The sequence below is a fragment of the Streptomyces sp. NPDC045899 genome (assembly GCF_056431485.1).
Window position 1 is genome coordinate 188988 of the sequence record NZ_JBWKKP010000008.1, and the last position, 19757, is coordinate 208744.

Annotated in this window: 16 protein-coding genes; 13 read left to right on the top strand and 3 right to left on the bottom strand. The window is 70.6% G+C overall.

Going from position 1 to position 19757, the window contains the following annotated elements:
- Positions 1–6: 6 nt before the first annotated feature.
- Complete coding sequence (locus tag AC07FT_RS14740) at positions 7–2286, bottom strand: (Fe-S)-binding protein (protein ID WP_479176548.1); 2280 nt, start codon at positions 2284–2286, stop codon at positions 7–9.
- 327 nt (positions 2287–2613) lie between these two features.
- Here AC07FT_RS14740 and dnaK point away from each other — a divergent pair, with 327 nt between their 5' ends.
- The 7 genes from dnaK (at position 2614) to proP (ending at position 9641) form a co-directional block, all read left to right on the top strand.
- Entirely contained in the window at positions 2614–4476 is a 1863-nt protein-coding gene (dnaK, locus tag AC07FT_RS14745; protein WP_432038437.1) for a molecular chaperone DnaK, read from the top strand.
- The gene (gene grpE / locus AC07FT_RS14750) at positions 4473–5129 is read left to right on the top strand and encodes a nucleotide exchange factor GrpE (RefSeq protein WP_254744709.1); all 657 of its coding nucleotides are present in this window, start codon (positions 4473–4475) and stop codon (positions 5127–5129) included. The genes dnaK and grpE overlap by 4 nt, the downstream gene beginning before the upstream one ends.
- 45 nt (positions 5130–5174) lie before the next feature.
- Positions 5175–6350: a molecular chaperone DnaJ gene (gene dnaJ, locus AC07FT_RS14755; protein WP_479176549.1), complete on the top strand. Its 1176-nt coding sequence runs from the start codon at positions 5175–5177 to the stop codon at positions 6348–6350.
- Between the two features lie 5 nt (positions 6351–6355).
- A complete protein-coding gene (locus tag AC07FT_RS14760) occupies positions 6356–6835 on the top strand; it encodes a heat shock protein transcriptional repressor HspR (RefSeq protein ID WP_479176550.1) in 480 nt (159 codons plus the stop codon).
- Between the two features lie 108 nt (positions 6836–6943).
- Positions 6944–7495, top strand: coding sequence for a hypothetical protein (locus tag AC07FT_RS14765; protein WP_479176551.1), 552 nt, complete (start codon positions 6944–6946; stop codon positions 7493–7495).
- Positions 7496–7585: 90 nt separating this feature from the next.
- On the top strand, positions 7586–7984 hold the full coding sequence (locus AC07FT_RS14770; RefSeq protein WP_479176552.1) for a cupin domain-containing protein: 399 nt from the start codon (positions 7586–7588) through the stop codon (positions 7982–7984).
- A 133-nt stretch (positions 7985–8117) separates the two neighbouring features.
- Positions 8118–9641 (top strand): glycine betaine/L-proline transporter ProP, encoded by a 1524-nt coding sequence (gene proP, locus AC07FT_RS14775; RefSeq protein WP_479176629.1) that lies wholly within the window; start codon positions 8118–8120, stop codon positions 9639–9641.
- 16 nt (positions 9642–9657) lie between these two features.
- Here the strand turns inward: proP and AC07FT_RS14780 are convergent, their stop codons facing one another.
- Complete coding sequence (locus tag AC07FT_RS14780) at positions 9658–10062, bottom strand: pyridoxamine 5'-phosphate oxidase family protein (protein ID WP_479176553.1); 405 nt, start codon at positions 10060–10062, stop codon at positions 9658–9660.
- 134 nt (positions 10063–10196) lie between these two features.
- Between AC07FT_RS14780 and clpB the strand changes: the two genes are divergently transcribed.
- Together clpB and AC07FT_RS14790 are read left to right on the top strand one after the other, a co-directional pair.
- Positions 10197–12794 (top strand): ATP-dependent chaperone ClpB, encoded by a 2598-nt coding sequence (gene clpB / locus AC07FT_RS14785; protein ID WP_479176554.1) that lies wholly within the window; start codon positions 10197–10199, stop codon positions 12792–12794.
- A 105-nt stretch (positions 12795–12899) separates the two neighbouring features.
- The gene (locus tag AC07FT_RS14790; protein ID WP_254744719.1) at positions 12900–13430 is read left to right on the top strand and encodes a YbjN domain-containing protein; all 531 of its coding nucleotides are present in this window, start codon (positions 12900–12902) and stop codon (positions 13428–13430) included.
- A gap of 136 nt (positions 13431–13566) precedes the next feature.
- Here the strand turns inward: AC07FT_RS14790 and AC07FT_RS14795 are convergent, their stop codons facing one another.
- Positions 13567–14736 (bottom strand): pyridoxal phosphate-dependent aminotransferase, encoded by a 1170-nt coding sequence (locus tag AC07FT_RS14795; protein WP_471192446.1) that lies wholly within the window; start codon positions 14734–14736, stop codon positions 13567–13569.
- A 749-nt stretch (positions 14737–15485) separates the two neighbouring features.
- On the opposite strand from AC07FT_RS14795, the gene AC07FT_RS14800 reads away from it, so the two are divergent.
- The 4 genes from AC07FT_RS14800 to AC07FT_RS14815 all read left to right on the top strand — a co-directional run bounded on the left by AC07FT_RS14800 (position 15486) and on the right by AC07FT_RS14815 (position 19701).
- Entirely contained in the window at positions 15486–16076 is a 591-nt protein-coding gene (locus AC07FT_RS14800) for a DUF2617 family protein (RefSeq protein WP_479176555.1), read from the top strand.
- A 107-nt stretch (positions 16077–16183) separates the two neighbouring features.
- Entirely contained in the window at positions 16184–17782 is a 1599-nt protein-coding gene (locus AC07FT_RS14805; protein WP_471192452.1) for a polyamine aminopropyltransferase, read from the top strand.
- Positions 17783–17900: 118 nt separating this feature from the next.
- Positions 17901–18821, top strand: a complete 921-nt coding sequence (locus AC07FT_RS14810) for an SRPBCC family protein (protein WP_479176556.1) — start codon at positions 17901–17903, stop codon at positions 18819–18821.
- Between the two features lie 67 nt (positions 18822–18888).
- Positions 18889–19701, top strand: coding sequence for an aldose epimerase family protein (locus AC07FT_RS14815; RefSeq protein WP_479176557.1), 813 nt, complete (start codon positions 18889–18891; stop codon positions 19699–19701).
- The last annotated feature ends 56 nt before the right edge of the window (positions 19702–19757 follow it).

A 19757-nucleotide genomic window follows, 5' to 3' on the forward strand; every position in this document is an offset into this window, starting at 1 on the left:
CCGGCCCTACTTCACCGGCTCGGGCTCCGGCTCCTCGGCCGTCTCGCCGTCGCCCCCGGGGTCGGCGGGCGTCTTCACCGAGTCGAGCAGCAGCTGCGCCACGTCCACGACCTGGATCGCCTCGTTGGCCTTGCCCTCGTTCTTCTTGCCGTTGACCGAGTCCGTCAGCATCACCAGACAGAACGGGCAGGCGGTGGAGACGATGTCGGGGTTGAGCGACAGCGCCTCGTCCACGCGCTCGTTGTTGATGCGCTTGCCGATCCGCTCCTCCATCCACATCCGGGCGCCGCCCGCGCCACAGCAGAAGCCGCGCTCCTTGTGGCGGTGCATCTCCTCGTTGCGGAGGCCGGGCACCTTGGCGATGATCTCGCGCGGCGGGGTGTAGATCTTGTTGTGGCGGCCCAGGTAGCAGGGGTCGTGATACGTGATCAGACCCTCGACCGGGGTGACCGGGACCAGCTTGCCCTCGTCGATGAGGTGCTGGAGCAGCTGGGTGTGGTGGATGACCTCGAAGTCACCACCGAGCTGCGGGTACTCGTTCGCGATGGTGTTGAAGCAGTGCGGGCAGGTCGCGACGATCTTCTTCTTGGACTTCTCGACGACGACGCCCTCGGCCCCGTCCTCACCTTCGGCGGACTCGCCGAAGGCCATGTTCAGCATCTCGACGTTCTGCTGACCGAGCTGCTGGAAGAGGAACTCGTTGCCGAGGCGGCGGGCCGAGTCACCGGTGCACGCCTCGTCGCCGCCCATGATCGCGAACTTGACGCCCGCGATGTGCAGCAGCTCCGCGAAGGCCTTGGTGGTCTTCTTGGCGCGGTCCTCCAGGGCGCCGGCACAGCCGACCCAGTAGAGGTACTCGACCTCGGTGAGGTCCTCGATGTCCGTGCCGACGACCGGCACCTCGAAGTCGACTTCCTTGGTCCATGCCAGCCGCTGCTTCTTGGCCAGGCCCCAGGGGTTGCCCTTCTTCTCCAGGTTCTTGAGCATCGTGCCCGCCTCGCTGGGGAAGCTGGACTCGATCATCACCTGGTAGCGGCGCATGTCGACGATGTGGTCGACATGCTCGATGTCCACCGGGCACTGCTCGACACAGGCGCCGCAGGTGGTGCAGGACCACAGCACATCGGGGTCGATGACGCCGTTCTCCTCCAGCGTCCCGATCAGCGGGCGCTCGGCCTCCGCGAGGGCGGCCGCGGGCACGTCCTTCAGCTGCTCCTCGGTGGCCTTCTCCTCACCCTCCATGGACTTGCCGCCGCCCGCGAGCAGATACGGGGCCTTGGCGTGCGAGTGGTCCCGCAGCGCCATGATCAGCAGCTTGGGGGAGAGCGGCTTACCGGTGTTCCAGGCCGGGCACTGCGACTGGCAGCGGCCGCACTCGGTGCAGGTGGAGAAGTCGAGGATGCCCTTCCAGGAGAAGTGCTCGATCTGGGAGACGCCGAACTGGTCGTCCTCGCCCGGGTCCTCGAAGTCGATCGGCTTGCCCTCGCTGGTCATCGGCAGCAGCGCGCCGAGGGCGACCTCGCCGTCCGCGTTCCGCTTGAACCAGATGTTGGGGAAGGCGAGGAAGCGGTGCCAGGCGATGCTCATGTCGATGTTCAGGGAGACCGTGATCATCCAGATGAACGACGTGGCGATCTTCACCATGGCGACGAAGTAGGTGAGGTTCTGCAGCGTGGTCAGGCTCAGCCCCTTGAAGGCCAGGACCAGCGGGTACGAGAACAGGTACCCCGGCTCGTAGCTCTCCACGTGGTGCAGGGCGCCCTCGAGGCCGCGCAGCGTCATGATGCACACGCCGACGATGAGGATGACGTACTCGACGAAGTACGCCTGCCAGCTCGTCGAGCCCGCGAAACGGGACTTGCGGCCGGCCCGCGACGGCAGGTTCAGCTGGCGGATGACGATCAGGGTGAGGATGCCCAGGGTGGTCCCGGTCCCCATCACCTCGACCAGCAGCTCCCACGGCAGCCACTCGCCGATGACCGGGAGCAGCCAGTCGGCCTGGAAGAGCTGGCCGAAGGCGTTGGCGATGGTGAGGAGCAGGCTGAGGAAGCCGACCGCGACGAACCAGTGGGCGACGCCGACGACGCCCCACTTGTTCATCCGGGTGTGCCCGACGAACTCCCGGACCAGGGTCACCGAGCGCTGCCAGGGATTGTCGGTCCGCAGCCCCGCCGGGACCGGCGCGCCGAGCATGAAGAAACGCACGAACTGCACGACGGCGCGGCCTAGCAGGGCAACGCCGACCGCGATGAGGACCAGCGACACGATGATCGCGGCGAGTTGCATGTGGGGCTCCTCGAACCTGCGAGAGCGGTACTTACTAAGCAGTAACTTAATTCGTCCTGACCGACATTACCCGTCTGGGTGCTACCTCATGTAGCCGACCGGCCGGTGATCTGTGTCGCTCAGGGTGCCCTCTCCTGGTGCCCCGGAGCGCTGTTTCCGGGCGCTGTTCCCGGGCCGGCGTCCGGGTGTGCGCCCCCTTGGTCATAAGGGTCATATAAAAGTTGAGCCGGTGCGACTCAGGTCTGTTGACAGGGTGCAGCGGATCATGCACGCTTGAGTCTGTTGCACTCAATGCTGTACTCGAAGCGGTAGCTGGAGGATTGCGAAATGGCTCGTGCGGTCGGCATCGACCTGGGTACGACGAACTCCGTCGTCAGTGTTCTCGAAGGCGGTGAGCCCACCGTCATCACCAACGCCGAGGGCGCCAGGACCACGCCGTCCGTCGTCGCGTTCGCGAAGAACGGCGAGGTGCTGGTCGGTGAGGTGGCCAAGCGCCAGGCGGTCACCAACGTGGATCGGACCATCCGCTCGGTCAAGCGCCACATGGGCACCGACTGGAAGGTCAACCTGGATGGCAAGGACTTCAACCCGCAGCAGATGAGCGCCTTCATCCTGCAGAAGCTCAAGCGGGATGCGGAGTCGTACCTCGGTGAGAAGGTCGCTGACGCGGTCATCACCGTCCCGGCGTATTTCAACGACGCCGAGCGCCAGGCGACCAAGGAAGCCGGTGAGATCGCGGGCCTCAACGTCCTGCGTATCGTCAACGAGCCTACCGCCGCCGCGCTCGCGTACGGCCTGGAGAAGGACGACCAGACCATCCTGGTCTTCGACCTCGGCGGCGGCACCTTCGACGTCTCGCTGCTGGAGATCGGCGACGGCGTGGTGGAGGTCAAGGCCACCAACGGTGACAACCACCTCGGTGGTGACGACTGGGACCAGCGCGTCGTCGACTACCTGGTCAAGCAGTTCAACAACGGCCACGGCGTGGACCTGTCCAAGGACAAGATGGCGCTCCAGCGCCTCCGCGAGGCCGCCGAGAAGGCGAAGATCGAGCTCTCCAGCTCGTCCGAGACCACCATCAACCTGCCCTACATCACGGCCTCCGCCGAGGGCCCGCTGCACCTGGACGAGAAGCTCACCCGCGCCCAGTTCCAGCAGCTCACCTCCGACCTGCTGGAGCGCTGCAAGACCCCGTTCCACAACGTCATCAAGGACGCCGGCATCGCGCTGTCCGAGATCGACCACGTGGTCCTGGTCGGCGGTTCCACCCGTATGCCCGCCGTCGCCGAGCTCGTCAAGGAGCTGACCGGCGGCAAGGAGGCCAACAAGGGTGTGAACCCGGACGAGGTCGTCGCCATCGGCGCGTCCCTCCAGGCCGGTGTGCTCAAGGGTGAGGTCAAGGACGTCCTGCTGCTGGACGTCACCCCGCTGTCCCTCGGTATCGAGACCAAGGGCGGCATCATGACCAAGCTGATCGAGCGCAACACCACGATCCCGACCAAGCGCTCGGAGATCTTCACCACGGCCGAGGACAACCAGCCGTCCGTGCAGATCCAGGTCTACCAGGGCGAGCGCGAGATCGCGGCGTACAACAAGAAGCTCGGGATGTTCGAGCTCACCGGTCTGCCCCCGGCCCCCCGCGGCGTCCCGCAGATCGAGGTCACCTTCGACATCGACGCCAACGGCATCATGCACGTCGGCGCGAAGGACCTGGGCACCGGCAAGGAGCAGAAGATGACCGTCACCGGTGGCTCCGCGCTGCCGAAGGACGACATCGACCGCATGATGCGCGAGGCCGAGCAGTACGCGGAGGAGGACCACAAGCGCCGCGAGGCCGCCGAGACCCGCAACCAGGCCGAGCAGCTCGTCTACCAGACGGACAAGTTCCTCAAGGACAACGAGGACAAGGTCCCCGGCGACGTCAAGACCGAGGTCGAGGAGGCGCTCACCGAGCTCAAGGAGAAGCTCAAGGGCGACGACACGGCCGAGATCCGCACCGCCACCGAGAAGGTCGCCGCCGTCAGCCAGAAGCTGGGCCAGGCCATGTACGCGCAGGGCGAGGGCGCGGCCGCCGGTGCCGCCGCCGGTGAGCCGGGCGCCGAGGGCCAGGCCAAGGCCGACGACGACGTGGTGGACGCCGAGATCGTCGACGACGAGAAGGCCGACAAGGGCCAGGGTGGTGCCGCGTGACGGAGGAGACCCCGGGCTTCGAGGAGCAGCCCGACGTCCCCTCCGAAGCCGCGCAGACCCCTGACGACGCGGCGAAGGGCGCCGGGTCCGCCGACAAGGCGGGTCCGGCCCCCGCAGGGGACATCGAACAGGTGGCCATTCAGGCGCAGCTGGACCAGGTCCGTACCGCGCTCAACGAGCGGACGGCCGACCTCCAGCGGCTCCAGGCGGAGTACCAGAACTACCGGCGCCGGGTCGAGCGGGACCGGGTCACGGTCAAGGAGGTCGCCGTGGCGAACCTCCTGTCCGAACTGCTGCCCGTGCTCGACGACGTCGGCCGCGCCCGTGAACACGGCGAGCTGGTCGGCGGCTTCAAGTCCGTCGCCGAATCGCTGGAGACGGTGGCGGCGAAGCTGGGCCTCCAGCAGTTCGGCAAGGAGGGCGAGCCCTTCGACCCGCTGGTGCACGAGGCGTTGATGCACTCGTACGCACCGGATGTCACCGAGACGACGTGCGTGCAGATTCTCCAGCCGGGGTATCGAATCGGCGAGCGTACGATCCGACCGGCCCGGGTCGCGGTCGCCGAGCCCCAGCCGGGTGCCGGCTCCGCCAAGGGCGGCGAGGGCGAGGCTCCGGCCGCGGACGAGGAGAGCGGTGGCCCGGACGAGGGCTGACGCGACGGTGACGACGGACAGCGCAGGAGAGGAGGGACGTCGGGGATGAGCACCAAGGACTTCGTCGAGAAGGACTATTACAAGGTTCTCGGCGTCCCCAAGGACGCGACCGAGGCGGAGATCAAGAAGGCGTACCGGAAGCTCGCGCGCGAGTTCCACCCGGACGCCAACAAGGGCGATGCCAAGGCGGAGGAGCGCTTCAAGGAGATCTCCGAGGCCAATGACATCCTCGGCGATCCCAAGCGGCGCAAGGAGTACGACGAGGCCCGGTCACTGTTCGGGAACGGCGGCTTCCGCCCCGGTCCCGGCGGTCCGGGCGGCACCGGCAGCTTCAACTTCGACCTGGGCGACCTCTTCGGCGGTGGCCAGGGCGGCGGAAGCGCGGGTGGTTTCGGCGGCGGTCTGGGGGACGTCTTCGGCGGCCTCTTCAACCGCGGCGGCGGCTCGCGTACCCAGCCCAGACGCGGTCAGGACGTCGAGTCCGAGGTGACGCTGAGCTTCACCGAGGCGGTGGAGGGGGCCACGGTCCCCCTGCGGATGTCCAGCCAGGCCCCGTGCAAGGCGTGTTCCGGCACCGGCGACCAGAACGGCACCCCCAGGGTCTGCCCGACCTGCGTCGGCACCGGACAGGTCAGCCGCGGTGGCGGGGGCGGTTTCTCGCTCACCGATCCGTGCGTGGAGTGCCGGGGCCGCGGGCTGATCGCGCAGAATCCGTGCGAGACCTGCAAGGGCAGCGGACGAGCTCGTTCCGCCCGCACCATGCAGGTCCGGATCCCAGCGGGCGTCACTGACGGCCAGCGGATCCGGCTGCGCGGCAAGGGCGCCCCCGGCGAGACCGGCGGTCCGGCCGGTGACCTCTACGTCATCGTCCATGTGGACGCGCATCCGGTCTTCGGCCGCAAGGGGGACAACCTGACCGTCACCGTGCCCGTCTCCCTCCCGGAGGCGGCGCTCGGCGGCGAGATCAAGGTCCCGACGCTGGGCGGCCCGCCGGTCACCCTGAAGCTGCCGGCCGGTACGCCGGGCGGCCGGACCATGCGGGCCCGCGGCAAGGGCGCGGTGCGCAAGGACGGCACCCGGGGCGATCTGCTGGTCACCGTCGAGGTCACGGTGCCGAAGGACCTCAGCGACGCGGCGCGTGAGGCGCTGGAGTCGTATCGCGAGGCGACCGCGGACGAGGACCCGCGGGCGGAGCTGTTCAAGGCCGCGAAGGGAGCGTGACCCCCATGGAGCCGCACGGCCGGGGAGGAATCGGAGGCAGGGGCGCGGGCCGGGCCCGCAATCCCTATGAGCTGACCGACGAGTCGCCGGTGTACGTCATCTCGGTGGCAGCTCAGCTCTCCGGTCTGCACCCGCAGACCCTTCGTCAGTACGACCGCCTCGGCCTGGTCTCGCCCGACCGCACCCCCGGCCGCGGCCGTCGGTACTCCGCGCGCGATATCGAGCTGCTCCGCCAGGTGCAGCAGCTGTCCCAGGACGAGGGGATCAACCTCGCCGGGATCAAGCGCATCATCGAACTGGAGAACCAGGTCGCGGCCCTTCAGTCCCGGGTGGCCGAGCTCCAGTCCGCGGTCGAGGGCGCCGCGGCGGCCATGCAGCAGCGCGAGGCCCAGGTCCACGCCTCCTACCGGCGTGACCTGGTCCGCTACCAGGACGTCCAGCAGACCAGCGCACTGGTCGTCTGGCGGCCCAAGCCCAAGGACTAGGTCCTCGCGATCTCCGGCTTCACAGGCCCGGGGGGCGTTCTTCGGCCGCCGGGCCTGCCGTTTGCCGAGGCCCATGGACGGGTCGCCCTGTCGCTATACCGTGCCGCCATGTCCGCGTTCATACAACAGCTTCCCGCCCTGCTCGGTGTGGTCATCGGTGCCCTCGGCTCCTATCTGGCGATCGCCAAGGGCGATCAGGCCCGTTTCCGCAGGGAACAGCGAGCCCGCTGGGAAGAACGCCGGCTGGTGGTCTACGCCGACTACGCCACGGCGCTGAAGCGCACCGTCACCCTGACCTACCGGATCGCCTCCCACCTCGGGGTGGACCCCCATCCGCATCCGCTGTCCCCCGAGGGCGCGGCGGTCGAGCTGGCCGAGGCCACCGACGCCCGGGACCCGGCGGGGGAGGCGCTGCTGATGCTGGGCACCCCCGAGGTGGTGGAGCAGGGCCGGGCCTGGGTCGTCGTGGTCATCGAGATGGAGCGGTTCCTGCGGGAGCCGGTCCGTACCCCGGAGACCTGGTCCGCGTTGCTCACCCGCCAGCGCACCGCGCGCGAGGCGTATTACGCGGCCGTCCGCCGTGACTTGGCCCTCCCGCCGGGTCACTCCGGCCGCTGGACCCTCCAGCCCGGCCGCCCCCGGTCCGGACGCCCCGAGTAGAGCCGCTCACCCCCGTCCCGGGGCGCTCCCGGTGGGCGCGACGGCGTGGCGGGGGAGGCGCACCATGGAGGTACGGCAGGAGGTACCGCCATGTTGGAAGTCAAGACGATCGACAAGCCCGATGAGCGGCGTGACTTTCCCGGGGGCCACCTCGACACCGTGCATCTGACGGGACTGGACTTCGCCGTGGGCGTCTTCGAGCCGGGCTGGCGGTGGAAGGAGTCGCTGCGGCCGATCGCCGGTACGCATCTGTGCGAGGTCCACCACACGGGGTTCGTGGTCCAGGGGCGGATGCGGCTGCGGATGGAGGACGGTGCGGAGGCCGAACTGGGGCCGGGGGACGTCTTCGTCTGTCCGCCGGGGCATGACGCGTGGGTGGTCGGCGACGAGCAGGTCGTGGTGTACGACTTCGCCGGTGGGATGGCCGAGACCTACGCCCGGGCCGAACAGACCGAACAGGCCGAACAGGCTGAGCGGGCCGAGGACTGAGGGCGCCGGCCCGGTGAGCGGCTGAGCGATGAGCACCGGCCCCGGACGGAGACCGCCGCGCCGCCCGAACCGCCGGGGGCGGCCGGGCCGGGGCGGCCCGCCCCGGGGCGGCGGCAGCGAGCACACCGAACGGATGGTGCGGACGCTGCTGCGCCGCCGCAAGCAGTCGCTGTCCCGGGAGGACGTGACGGTGGTCGACCGGCCGCGGATGCGCCGGGCGGTGGCGGCCACGGCGGTCGGCAACACCATGGAGTGGTTCGACTTCGGCGTCTACGCCTATGTCGCGGTCACCCTGGGCAAGGTGTTCTTCCCGGCCGATGAACCGGCCACCCAGGTGGTCGCCACCTTCGCCACCTTCGCGGTGGCGTTCTTGGTGCGTCCACTGGGCGGGCTGGTCTTCGGGCCGCTGGGGGACCGGATCGGACGGCGGCGGGTGCTGTCCACCACCATGATCATGATGGCGATCGGCACCTTCGCGGTGGGGGTGCTGCCGTCGTACGACACCATCGGGTTCACCGCCCCGCTGCTGCTCCTGCTGTGCCGGGTGGTGCAGGGCTTCTCCACCGGCGGTGAGTACGCCGGGGCCACCACGTACATCGCCGAGTTCGCGCCGGACACCCGCCGTGGATTCCTCGGCAGCTGGCTCGACTTCGGCACCTTCATCGGCTACGCGCTGGGCTCGGGGCTGGTCACGGTGCTCACCGCCGCCCTCGGTGAGCAGGGGATGGTGGACTGGGGCTGGCGGGTGCCGTTCCTGGTGGCCGGGCCGATGGGGCTGATCGGCCTGTACATGCGGCTGCGGCTGGAGGAGACCCCGGCGTTCCGGCAGGAGGCCGAGCGGGCGGCCGAGGCCGCCGCGGTGGCGGAGGCGCACGGTGAGCCGCGGCCGGTGGAGGAGGCGCGCCAGTCCGGCCGGGGGCGGCTGAAGGAGATCTTCACCCGGCACTGGCAGGCGGTGCTGATCTGTATGGGCCTGGTGCTGCTCTACAACGTCACCAATTACATGGTCACGTCGTACCTCCCGACGTACATGACCTCCACGCTCGGCCAGGACGCCACCACCGCGCAGGTGCTCGTCCTGGGCACCATGGTGGTCGTCGCGCTGGCGATCACCGTGGTGGGGCGCGGTTCGGACCGCTGGGGGCGACGGCCGCTGTTCCTGGCCGGGAGCGTGGCGATGATCGTGCTCGCCGTGCCGTCGCTGCTGCTGATCAAGGAGGGCGGGATCGTGCTGCCCGCGCTGGGCTGTCTGGTGCTGGGGCTGCTGCTGGTGACCTTCGCCGGGAACAGCGCGGCCACGCTGCCCGCCCTGTTCCCGACCCGGCTGCGCTACGGGGCGCTGTCGATCTCGTACAACATCTCCGTCTCGCTGTTCGGCGGTACCACCCCGCTGCTGGCCTCCTGGCTGGTGGCCACTACCCACGACACGCTGGTGCCCGCGTACTACCTGATGGCGGCGGGCGCCGTGGGGCTGATCGCCACGCTGTTCCTGCATGAGACGGCGGGCAGGCCGCTGCGTGGCTCGGGGCCGATGGTGGAGACCGAGGAGCAGGCCCGTGGCGTGGTGGCCGAGAGCCGTACGGAGGCGGGCCGCCGGGCCCGCGACGTGTGGATCCGGGTCCGCCACCCCTGGACGCGCCATCACACGGGCGAGTGAGCCCGGTGAAGGCCGCCTAGGGGCGGCCCATGGCACGGGTGAGGGTGATCTCGATCAGTACCCGCTCGGGGTTGGGGCGCGGGGTGCGCTGGTAGCGCTCGGTGTAGCGGGCCTCCGCGTCCGCGATCAGCTCGGGCTCCTCGCGGATCACCGCGAGCCCCTCCAGGGTCGCCCAGCGCCTGCCCGCCATCTGGCAGACGGCGACCGGTGCACCGGCCTCGCCCGCCGCCCGGACGTGGGCGACCTTGCGGCTGTGGCCGCTGGCGATGACGCGGGCGAGCCCGCCCTCGGGGTCGTAGGTGACCCCGACCGGGACGACGTGCGGGGTGCCGTCCGGGCGCGGGGTGGTCAGGGTGCACACATGGCGTTCCCGCCAGAAGGCGAGATAGCCGGGGTCCGGATTGCGAGGATCGATGGCCATGGCGCAAAACCTATGGCCGGGATGGGTGGCGCAGCACAGTTGAGTGCAATAGACTCAAGTTTACGGAGGTTAGGTAGAGCAGGGCTGAATACCCTCAGGAGTAGGGTCATGGAAGCGAGGAGGAGCACAGGGACGTGGATGCCGAGCTGACCAACAAGAGCCGGGCGGCGCTGAGCGCCGCGAATGACCGTGCGGTGACCGCCGGACACGCGGACATGACCCCCGCGCATCTGCTGCTCGCCCTGCTCCAGGGGCAGGAGAACGAGAACGTGCTGGACCTGCTGGCCGCCGTCGAGGCGGACGCGGTCCAGGTGCGCGGCGGCGCCGAGCGGCTGCTCGCCGCGCTGCCCAGCGTCCAGGGCTCCACCGTGGCCCCGCCGCAGGCGAGCCGGGAGCTGCTGGCCGTCGTCGCGGACGCCTCGCGGCGCGCCAGGGAGCTCGGGGACGACTACGTCTCCACCGAGCACCTCCTCATCGGTATCGCCGCCAAGGGCGGCCAGGCCGGGGAGCTGCTCGACCAGCAGGGGGCGAGCGCCAAGAAGCTGCTCGCCGCATTCGAGACCGTCAGGGGTGGACAGCGGGTGACGACGCCCGATCCGGAGGGCACCTACAAGGCCCTGGAGAAGTTCGGCACCGATTTCACCGCCGCCGCGCGCGAGGGCCGGCTCGACCCGGTCATCGGCCGGGACCAGGAGATCCGGCGGGTGGTGCAGGTGCTCTCCCGCCGCACCAAGAACAACCCGGTGCTGATCGGTGAGCCGGGCGTCGGCAAGACCGCCGTCGTGGAAGGACTCGCCCAGCGGATCGTCAAGGGCGACGTCCCCGAGAGCCTGCGGAACAAGCGGCTGGTGGCGCTGGACCTCGGGGCGATGGTCGCGGGCGCCAAGTACCGCGGTGAGTTCGAGGAGCGGCTGAAGACCGTCCTCGCCGAGATCAAGTCCAGCGACGGCCAGATCATCACCTTCATCGACGAGCTGCACACCGTCGTCGGCGCGGGCGCCGGCGGCGACTCCTCCATGGACGCGGGCAATATGCTCAAGCCCATGCTGGCCCGCGGTGAGCTGCGCATGGTCGGCGCCACCACCCTCGACGAGTACCGCGAGCGGATCGAGAAGGACGCCGCGCTGGAGCGCCGCTTCCAGCAGGTGCTGGTCTCCGAGCCGACCGTCGAGGACACCGTCGCCATCCTGCGCGGGCTCAAGGGCCGCTACGAGGCCCACCACAAGGTGCAGATCGCGGACGGCGCGCTGGTGGCCGCCGCCGCCCTCTCCGACCGGTACATCACCTCCCGTTTCCTGCCCGACAAGGCGATCGACCTGGTCGACGAGGCCGCCTCCCGGCTCCGGATGGAGATCGACTCCTCACCCGTGGAGATCGATGAACTCCAGCGCTCGGTGGACCGGATGAAGATGGAGGAGATGGCGCTCGCCCGGGAGACCGACGAGGCCAGCAAGCAGCGTCTGGACAAGCTCCGCCGTGACCTCGCCGACAAGGAGGAGGAGCTGCGCGGGCTGACCGCGCGCTGGGAGAAGGAGAAGCAGGGCCTCAACCGCGTCGGTGAGCTCAAGGAGCGGATCGACGAGCTGCGCGGCCAGGCCGAGCGCGCCCAGCGGGACGGCGACTTCGACACCGCCTCCAAGCTGCTGTACGGGGAGATCCCGGCCGTCGAGCGCGAGCTCGCCGAGGCGTCCGCGGCCGAGGAGGAGGTGCAGCGGGAGGACCGCGGCACCATGGTCAAGGAGGAGGTCGGCCCGGATGACGTGGCCGATGTGGTCGCCTCCTGGACCGGTATCCCGGCCGGACGCCTGCTGGAGGGCGAGTCCCGGAAGCTGCTGCGCATGGAGGACGAGCTCGGCAGGCGGCTGATCGGCCAGACCGAGGCCGTCCGCGCCGTCTCGGACGCGGTGCGCAGGACCCGCGCCGGGATCGCCGACCCCGACCGTCCCACCGGCTCGTTCCTCTTCCTCGGCCCCACCGGTGTCGGCAAGACCGAGCTGGCCAAGGCGCTCGCGGACTTCCTCTTCGACGACGAGCGGGCCATGGTCCGCATCGACATGAGCGAGTACGGCGAGAAGCACAGCGTGGCCCGGCTGGTCGGCGCCCCGCCCGGCTACGTCGGCTACGAGGAGGGCGGCCAGCTCACCGAGGCCGTGCGCCGCCGTCCGTACAGCGTGGTGCTGCTGGACGAGGTGGAGAAGGCCCACCCGGAGGTCTTCGACATCCTGCTCCAGGTCCTCGACGACGGACGGCTCACCGACGGCCAGGGCCGCACGGTGGACTTCCGCAACACCATTCTCGTACTGACCTCCAACCTCGGCAGCCAGTACCTGGTGGATCCGCTGCTGGGCGAGGAGGAGAAGAAGCGACGGGTCCTGGAGACCGTGCGGACCTCCTTCAAACCCGAGTTCCTCAACCGCCTGGACGATCTGGTGGTGTTCTCCGCGCTCAGCCAGGAGGAGCTGGCCCGGATCGCCGAGCTCCAGATCGGCGCGCTGGCCCGGCGGCTCGCCGAGCGGCGGCTCACCCTCGAAGTCACCCCCGCGGCCCTGGCCTGGCTGGCCGAGGAGGGCAATGACCCGGCGTACGGGGCCCGCCCGCTGCGCCGTCTGGTGCAGACCGCGATCGGCGACCGGCTGGCCAAGGAGATCCTGTCCGGCGAGGTCAGGGACGGTGACACGGTCCGGGTGGACCGGGCCGGCGACGGCCTCCTGGTCGGCCCGGCGCGCGGGTGATCACGCGCACCCCACGGCACGGAGATCACGCAAAATACGGCCGGAGTTGCGATGCGGGGGCGGGTGTGAGGGAGGATGGCGGTATCCATACGAAGGGAAACCACGGTGAGCATCGACCCGTCCTCGATTCCGAATTTCGGGGGCCAGCCCGAGCCCGAACCGGCGGGTCCGAGTGGCCCCGTGCTGCCCGACCAGGACCTGGTCAAGCAGCTGCTGGAGCAGATGGAGCTGAAGTACGTCGTCGACGAGGAGGGGGACCTCGCCGCGCCGTGGGAGCAGTTCCGCACGTACTTCATGTTCCGTGGTGAGGAGGAGCAGCAGGTCTTCTCCGTCCGGACGTTCTACGACCGGCCGCACGGCATCGACGAGAAGCCGCGGCTGCTCGAGGCGATCGACGACTGGAACCGCCGTACGTTGTGGCCGAAGGTCTACACCCACACCAACGACGACGGCGCGGTCCGGCTGATCGGTGAGGCGCAGATGCTCACGGGCACCGGCGTCAGCCTGGAGCACTTCGTGTCCAGCACGGTCAGCTGGGTGCGGGCTTCCATCGAGTTCGACAAGTGGCTGGTCGAGCAGCTGGGCCTGGAGGCCGACATCGAGTCCGACGGCGAGAAGCCGGACGACGAGAGCTGAGGGACCCCTCCGGGGCCCCGGTCCGCAGGACACAGCGGAGCCCGGTCGCGGCACCGCCCCCTTGAGGCGGCGGTGCACGGCCGGGCTCACGTTTTTCCGGGCTCCGGAGGCTCGGCCGGGTGCGGGCTCCCGGGGCTCAGCCCGACAGGCCCTTGAGCCGTCCGACCGCCTCGGTGAGCACACCGGCGCGCTTGCAGAAGGCGAACCGCACGAAGGGCGCGCCCTGGTCCTGGTGGTCGTAGAAGACCGCGTTCGGCACGGCCACCACACCGCAGCGCTCGGGCAGTGAGCGGCAGAACGCGAAGCCGTCGCTCTCACCGAGCGGGCGGATGTCGGTGGTGATGAAGTACGTGCCCGAAGGGCGGTAGACCCGGAAGCCCGCGTCGGCCAGCCCGTCGGCCAGCAGATCGCGCTTGGCGCGCAGATCCTCGCGGATGCCGTGGAAGTACTCGTCCGGGAGCCGCAGCGCCTCGGCGACCGCGTACTGGAAGGGCCCCGCGGAGACGAAGGTCAGATACTGCTTGGCCGAGCGCACCGCCGTGACCAGCTCGGGGGAGCCGGTCACCCAGCCGACCTTCCAGCCGGTGAAGGAGAAGGTCTTGCCCGCGCTGCCGATGGTCACCGTGCGCTCGCGCATCCCGGGGAAGGAGACCAGCGGGGTGTGGCCGGTGTCGAAGACCAGGTGCTCATAGACCTCGTCGGTCACCACCAGCAGATCGCGCTCCACGGCCAGCTCGGCGACGGCGGCGAGCTCGGCGGTGGTCAGCACGGTGCCGGTGGGGTTGTGCGGGGTGTTGAGCAGGATGAGGCGGGTGCGGTCGGTGACGGCGGCCCGCAGCTCGTCCAGGTCCAGCCCGAAGCCGTCACCCCGCGGCCGGAGGGTGACCGGGACCCGGGTCCCGCCCGCCATGGCGATGCTGGCGGCGTAGGAGTCGTAGTACGGCTCCAGTGCGATCACCTCGTCGCCCGGCTCCACCAGTGCCAGCAGCGAGGCCGCGATCGCCTCGGTGGCACCCGCGGTGACCAGCACCTCACGGTCCGGGTCGAAGGTCAGCCCGTACCAGCGGAGCTGGTGCTCGGCGATGGCGGTGCGCAGTTCGGGCACACCGGGGCCGGGCGGGTACTGGTTGCCGCGGCCGTCGCGCAGTGCGCGCACGGCGGCCTCCCGCACCTCCTCCGGACCGTCGGTGTCGGGAAATCCCTGGCCCAGGTTGATCGCGCCGGTGCTGACGGCGAGCGCGGACATCTCCGCGAAGATCGTGGTGCCGAATGCGGCCAGTCGGCGGTTGAGCAGCGGTCGTCCCATGGCGCCATCCTCCGTCGAACCTCTGGACTTCCTCAACTCCGCTTTCGGTCGTGGCGCCGACGGGCATGAGCGGGTCAGGTACGACGCGGTACCTCGCTGTACGGGGGCGTGGAAGGAGAGTGAGGACGCATGGTTTCTGTCATTGTCTTCGTCGTGGTGGCCTTCACGGTCGTGGCGCTGGCCGCGCTGGGGGCGGGCCGCGCCAGGGGGTCCTCGGCACGGCCCCGGCGGGGCTACGGCGGGTCCTCCGGTAGCTGGTGGGCCGGTGGCGGAAGCGCTGGCGGTTCCTCGTGCGGAGGGGGCTCATCCTGCGGAGGGGGTTCCTCCTGTGGCGGTGGCTCGTCGTGCGGTGGCGGCGGAGGCGGGGGTGGCTGCGGTGGCGGTGGTGGCGGCGGCAGCTGACGGCCGCGCCGGAGGGGGGTCCGTACGGTCCCGCATCCTCCGGAAATACACCGATTTCCCTGCTCTGATGATGAACTGACGGCCCATAGAATTCATATCTCGTGCCCGGCGTGCCATCGTGCGCCGGGCGCGCGGTTGTTGAACACTTGATCTGGTGGGCGCCCTAGAGGGTGGAAACCTGGTGAAGGTGGGTAAAAACGATGTGGCGCCGAGCATTTCATGATTCCGTATACCACCACCGACCCAACGGACCCCACGTGGGCACGAGCCGGCGTATGCGTATACCCCTGGTCCACCGCGGGGCGAGCCGGCCCACCTTTTCCACTGCGTGCTTGCGGAGCCGACCCATGCTCACGACCCTCAAGACTGCTTACACCGATACCCGCGCCGCTGATCTCGCCTGGTGCCTGGGGCGCGAGCCGCTCCCCGCCCTGGCCGTACTCGATCTCCAACTCCACGGCTACTCGATGCAGTTGAGGCTGCTCGGCGCCTCCCACCAGGTCCTGCTCGACGGTGCGGACGGCCACTGCTCGGAGACCGTCGCCTGTATGTCCGGCAGCAGCACCCCGCTCCCCCTGGGCGTCTCCACCCTCGTCGAGGGCCGCGAGTACGAATTCGCGGCGCGGGTCGAGGAGTTGTCGGAGGGGTCCTTCGCCGGGCGCGCCCAGGAGCTGCTGGCCCTGGTCGCCGACCATCCGCACGGTCTGGCGGGCACGTTTCCGGGCAGCCCGCACGCGTTCACCGCACTGCTCGCACAGTGGCACGAGGGCACGGTGGGCTGGCGGACCTGGCACGCCTATCCCCAGGAGGGTCGGCTGGTGACCACCCGCACCTTCGTGGGGGCCCGGCGTCCGGCCGGGCTGCGGCCACCGGCCGCGGAGGCGCTGTCGGGCCAGGCGCCGGAGGGCGGCCTTCCGGCCCAAGTCCACTGCTTCTGACGGGGGATGGGCTCGTAGGCGAGTCCGTGCGGCGTACGGATGTATGGCCGTCAATGCACCCGTGTGGGTGACGAACGGTAAGCATTATGTGACGTAACGTTCCCTTTGTGATCGATGCGCCGACGTCCGCCGTCTCGGATGTGCCGTCGCCGGAGTCCGAGCCTCCGGTGCGACTGCCCGTCCGGGCCGGATTCGGCCGCTTCGTCGTCCTGCTCACCGTCTTCGTCTGCGCCGCCTGCGGTCTGGTCTATGAGCTCGAACTCGTCGCTCTGGCCTCGTACTTGTCCGGCGATTCGGTCACCCAGGCATCCGTGGTGCTGTCGGTGATGGTGTTCGCCATGGGCCTGGGCTCCCTGCTGGCCAAGCGGCTGCGCTGCCGGGCGGCCGTCGGCTTCGGCGCGGTCGAGGCGATGCTCGCGCTGGTCGGCGGCTGCTCCGCGATGGCGCTGTACGCGAGTTTCGCGTGGTGTGGCCACTCCCGCTCCGCGCTGGTCGGTTTCTCCCTGGCCATCGGTGTCCTCATCGGTGCCGAGGTGCCGCTGCTGATGACCCTCATCCAGCGGGTGCGGCGGCAGGACGCGGGCGGTGCGGTCGCCGATCTGTTCGCGGCGGACTACGTGGGTGCGCTGGTCGGCGGGCTCGCCTTCCCCTTTCTGCTGCTGCCCGCCTTCGGGCAGTTGACCGGCGCGCTGGTCACCGGCGCGGTCAACGTGGTGGCGGGCGCGGCGCTGGTGCTGTGGCTGTTCCGCCGCGATCTGAGCCGCCGGGCGCTCTGGACGCTGATCGTCACCAATGTGACGGTGCTGTCCCTGCTGGCCGGGGGCGTCGCGTTCACCCCCTCCTTCGAGCGGGCCGCCCGGCAGGCGGTCTACGGCCCCGGGGTCCGCGTGGCACTGCGCAGCGGTGTCCAGGAGGTGGTGCTCGCGGGCGGCCGGACCAGCGGCCGGCCGCTGACGCTCTTCCTGGACGGACGGCTGGCGGTCTCCGGACGCGACGAGGTCCGCTACCACGACGCGCTGATCCACCCGGCCATGGCCGCCGGACGGCACGGCCGCGTCCTGGTGCTGGGCGGCGGCGACGGGCTCGCGGCCCGTGAGGTGCTGCGGTACGCCGGCGTCCGGTCGGTCACCGTCGTGGAGCGCGATCCGGCGGTGGTGCGGCTGGCCCGCCGCGACCCCGAGCTCTCGGCGCTCAACGGCCGCGCCTACCGCGACCCCCGGGTGCGGGTGGTCACCGCCGATGCCTTCGACTGGCTGCGGCGGCGTGCCGCGTACGACGTGGTGGTCAGCGATCTGCCGGATCCGCGGCTCACCCCCAGCACCAAGTTCTACTCCCAGGAGTTCTACGGACTGGCCGAGCGGGTGCTGGCGCCCGGTGGGCGGCTGGTCGTCCACGCGGGCGCGCTGCGCCCCCGGTCGCACACCTACTGGACGGTCGACGCCACGATCCGGTCCGCCGGGCTGCGGACCGAGCCGTATGTGATCGGCGCCCGGCGGCCGCTGTTCTCGGTGCCGGGGACCGACGAGGCGCCGCGCGACTGGGGCTTCCTGCTCGCGGCCCGTGCCCCGGTGCCGCTGCGGCTGTCCCCGGGCGGTCCGCGTCCGCACTTCCTGACCCCCGGCGGACTCCGGGCCGCCGCCCGCGACGCCGAGCGCCACCGACAGCCCGGACTGCCCGCGTCCACACTGATGCGACCGCGGTACTGACGGGGGCGACACGGCCTAGCGCATGGACCGGGGGCGGGTCGGCAATTCGCGGGAGCCGGGACCGAAAGTTGCGCCGGAACGGGTCTCACGGCTCGCGCGGTGGGTAGTGTCTGGAGTCATGGAGCATGAGGTGTTCGTTCCGTTTCCCGTCGACACCGTCCGGCTGGCACTCGCGGAACCCGATCGCATCGCCCGCTGTGTCCCCGGGCTCCAGCAGGACGCCGACGAGGCGGCGGGACCGCTCGCGGGTCGGCTGCGGCTGCGCATCGGCGGATCCACCATCACCTACCGCGGCGCCCTGCGCGTCGGTGAGCGCGAGGGCGTCTTCGAGGCCGAGGGCGAGGGGACCGAGGCCCGCGGCAGCGGCTCGGTCAAGGTCACGCTGACCGTCACCCCGGGGGCCGCCGAGGGTGGCACCACCCTGGTCTGTTCCGGAACGGTGCACAGCGAGGGCCGGCTCGCGGAGTTCGACGACGAGGCCGTGGAGACGGCCGCCCGACGGCTGCTGGACCGCTTCGCCGCGGCGCTGGCCTCCGGGCTGGAGACGCACCCGATCACCCCTGCCGCCCCGGACGCGTCCGACGCCAAGGACGCGCCGGAGACACCGGAGGCCGCCGGCGACGGGCCGCGGTCGGTCTTCGACACCGACATCCCGCCCTCCTCCCTCGACCCGCACGCGGACCTCGACGACGACGAGGCGGCCCGTGAGGCGGCCGAGGCAGGATTCGGTGAGCTGGACGACGTCGGTGACCTCGACGACGTGGACGGGGTGAACGGCGTCGGCTCGATGGACGAGGCCAGCGGTCTGGGCGAGGCCGAGGACGAGCCCCCGGCCGAGGCGGCCCACGCCCGCCGGACGATGATCGGCCGCTCCACCGAGGAGGTCGACCACGCCCCGCCCCGCGGCCGCTACGCCCCGGTTCCCGCGCCGGAGACGGTGTCCACCAGCGCCGCGCTGCGCTGGGCCGCGCCCGCCGCGGCCGTGGTGCTCGCCTCCGCCGTCGTCGTCGGCCGCCGGGTGCTCCGCCGCCGCCGCTGAGCTGCCGCCGGTGAGCCGTGGCCGGTGAGCGACCGCCGGACGAGCCGCTGCGCATAGGGTCGTGGGCGTGACCGAAGAGACCACGGAGACCAAGGGCGTCCGGCTGACCGCCGGTGACGCCGAGCTGACCGTTTCGCCCGACCACGGCTGCCGCGTGGCCTCGTTGCGCGTCGGCGGTACCGAACTGCTGCGCCAGGGCCCGCGATACGGCGCCTTCCCGATGGTGCCGTGGTGCGGCCGGGTCGGCCTCGGACGGTTCCGCAACGGTGACCGGATGCATCAACTGCCCGTGAACGCGCCGCCGCACGCGATCCACGGCACCGGCCGGGACACGGTCTGGCGCACGGTCGCCACCGGTCCCTCCTCCGCCGCCTTCACCTACGACCTCGCGGACCCGTGGCCGTACCGGGGCCGGGTCACCCAGACCTTCGAGCTGACCCCGGACGGGCTGACCGCGACGATGAGCGTGGAGACCGAGGGGGACTCCTTCCCGGCCCAGGCGGGCTGGCACCCGTGGTTCCGGCGCACCCTGGAGGACGGCGGTGACGAGGTCCGGCTCGACTTCGACGCCGAGTGGCAGGAGGAGCGCGGCGAGGACCACCTCCCGAACGGCAACCGGATCCCGCCTCGGCCCGGTCCGTGGGACGACTGCTTCGGCATGCCCGCCGGAGTGGACGTCACCCTCACCTGGCCCGGGCGGCTGGAGCTGAAGGTCACCAGCCGCAGCGAGTGGGTGGTGATCTACGACGAGCAGGCCGAGGCGGTGTGCGTCGAGCCGCAGTCCGGTCCGCCCAACGGCCTCAACACCCTGCCGCGCCTGGTCACGCCCATCGACCCGCTGGAGATGGCCATGGTCTGGAGCTGGCGGAGCCTGGCCTAGCCGGCCCTCAGGAGGGTGTCGCGGGGCGTCGCGGCACACCGCATAAGCTCGACGGC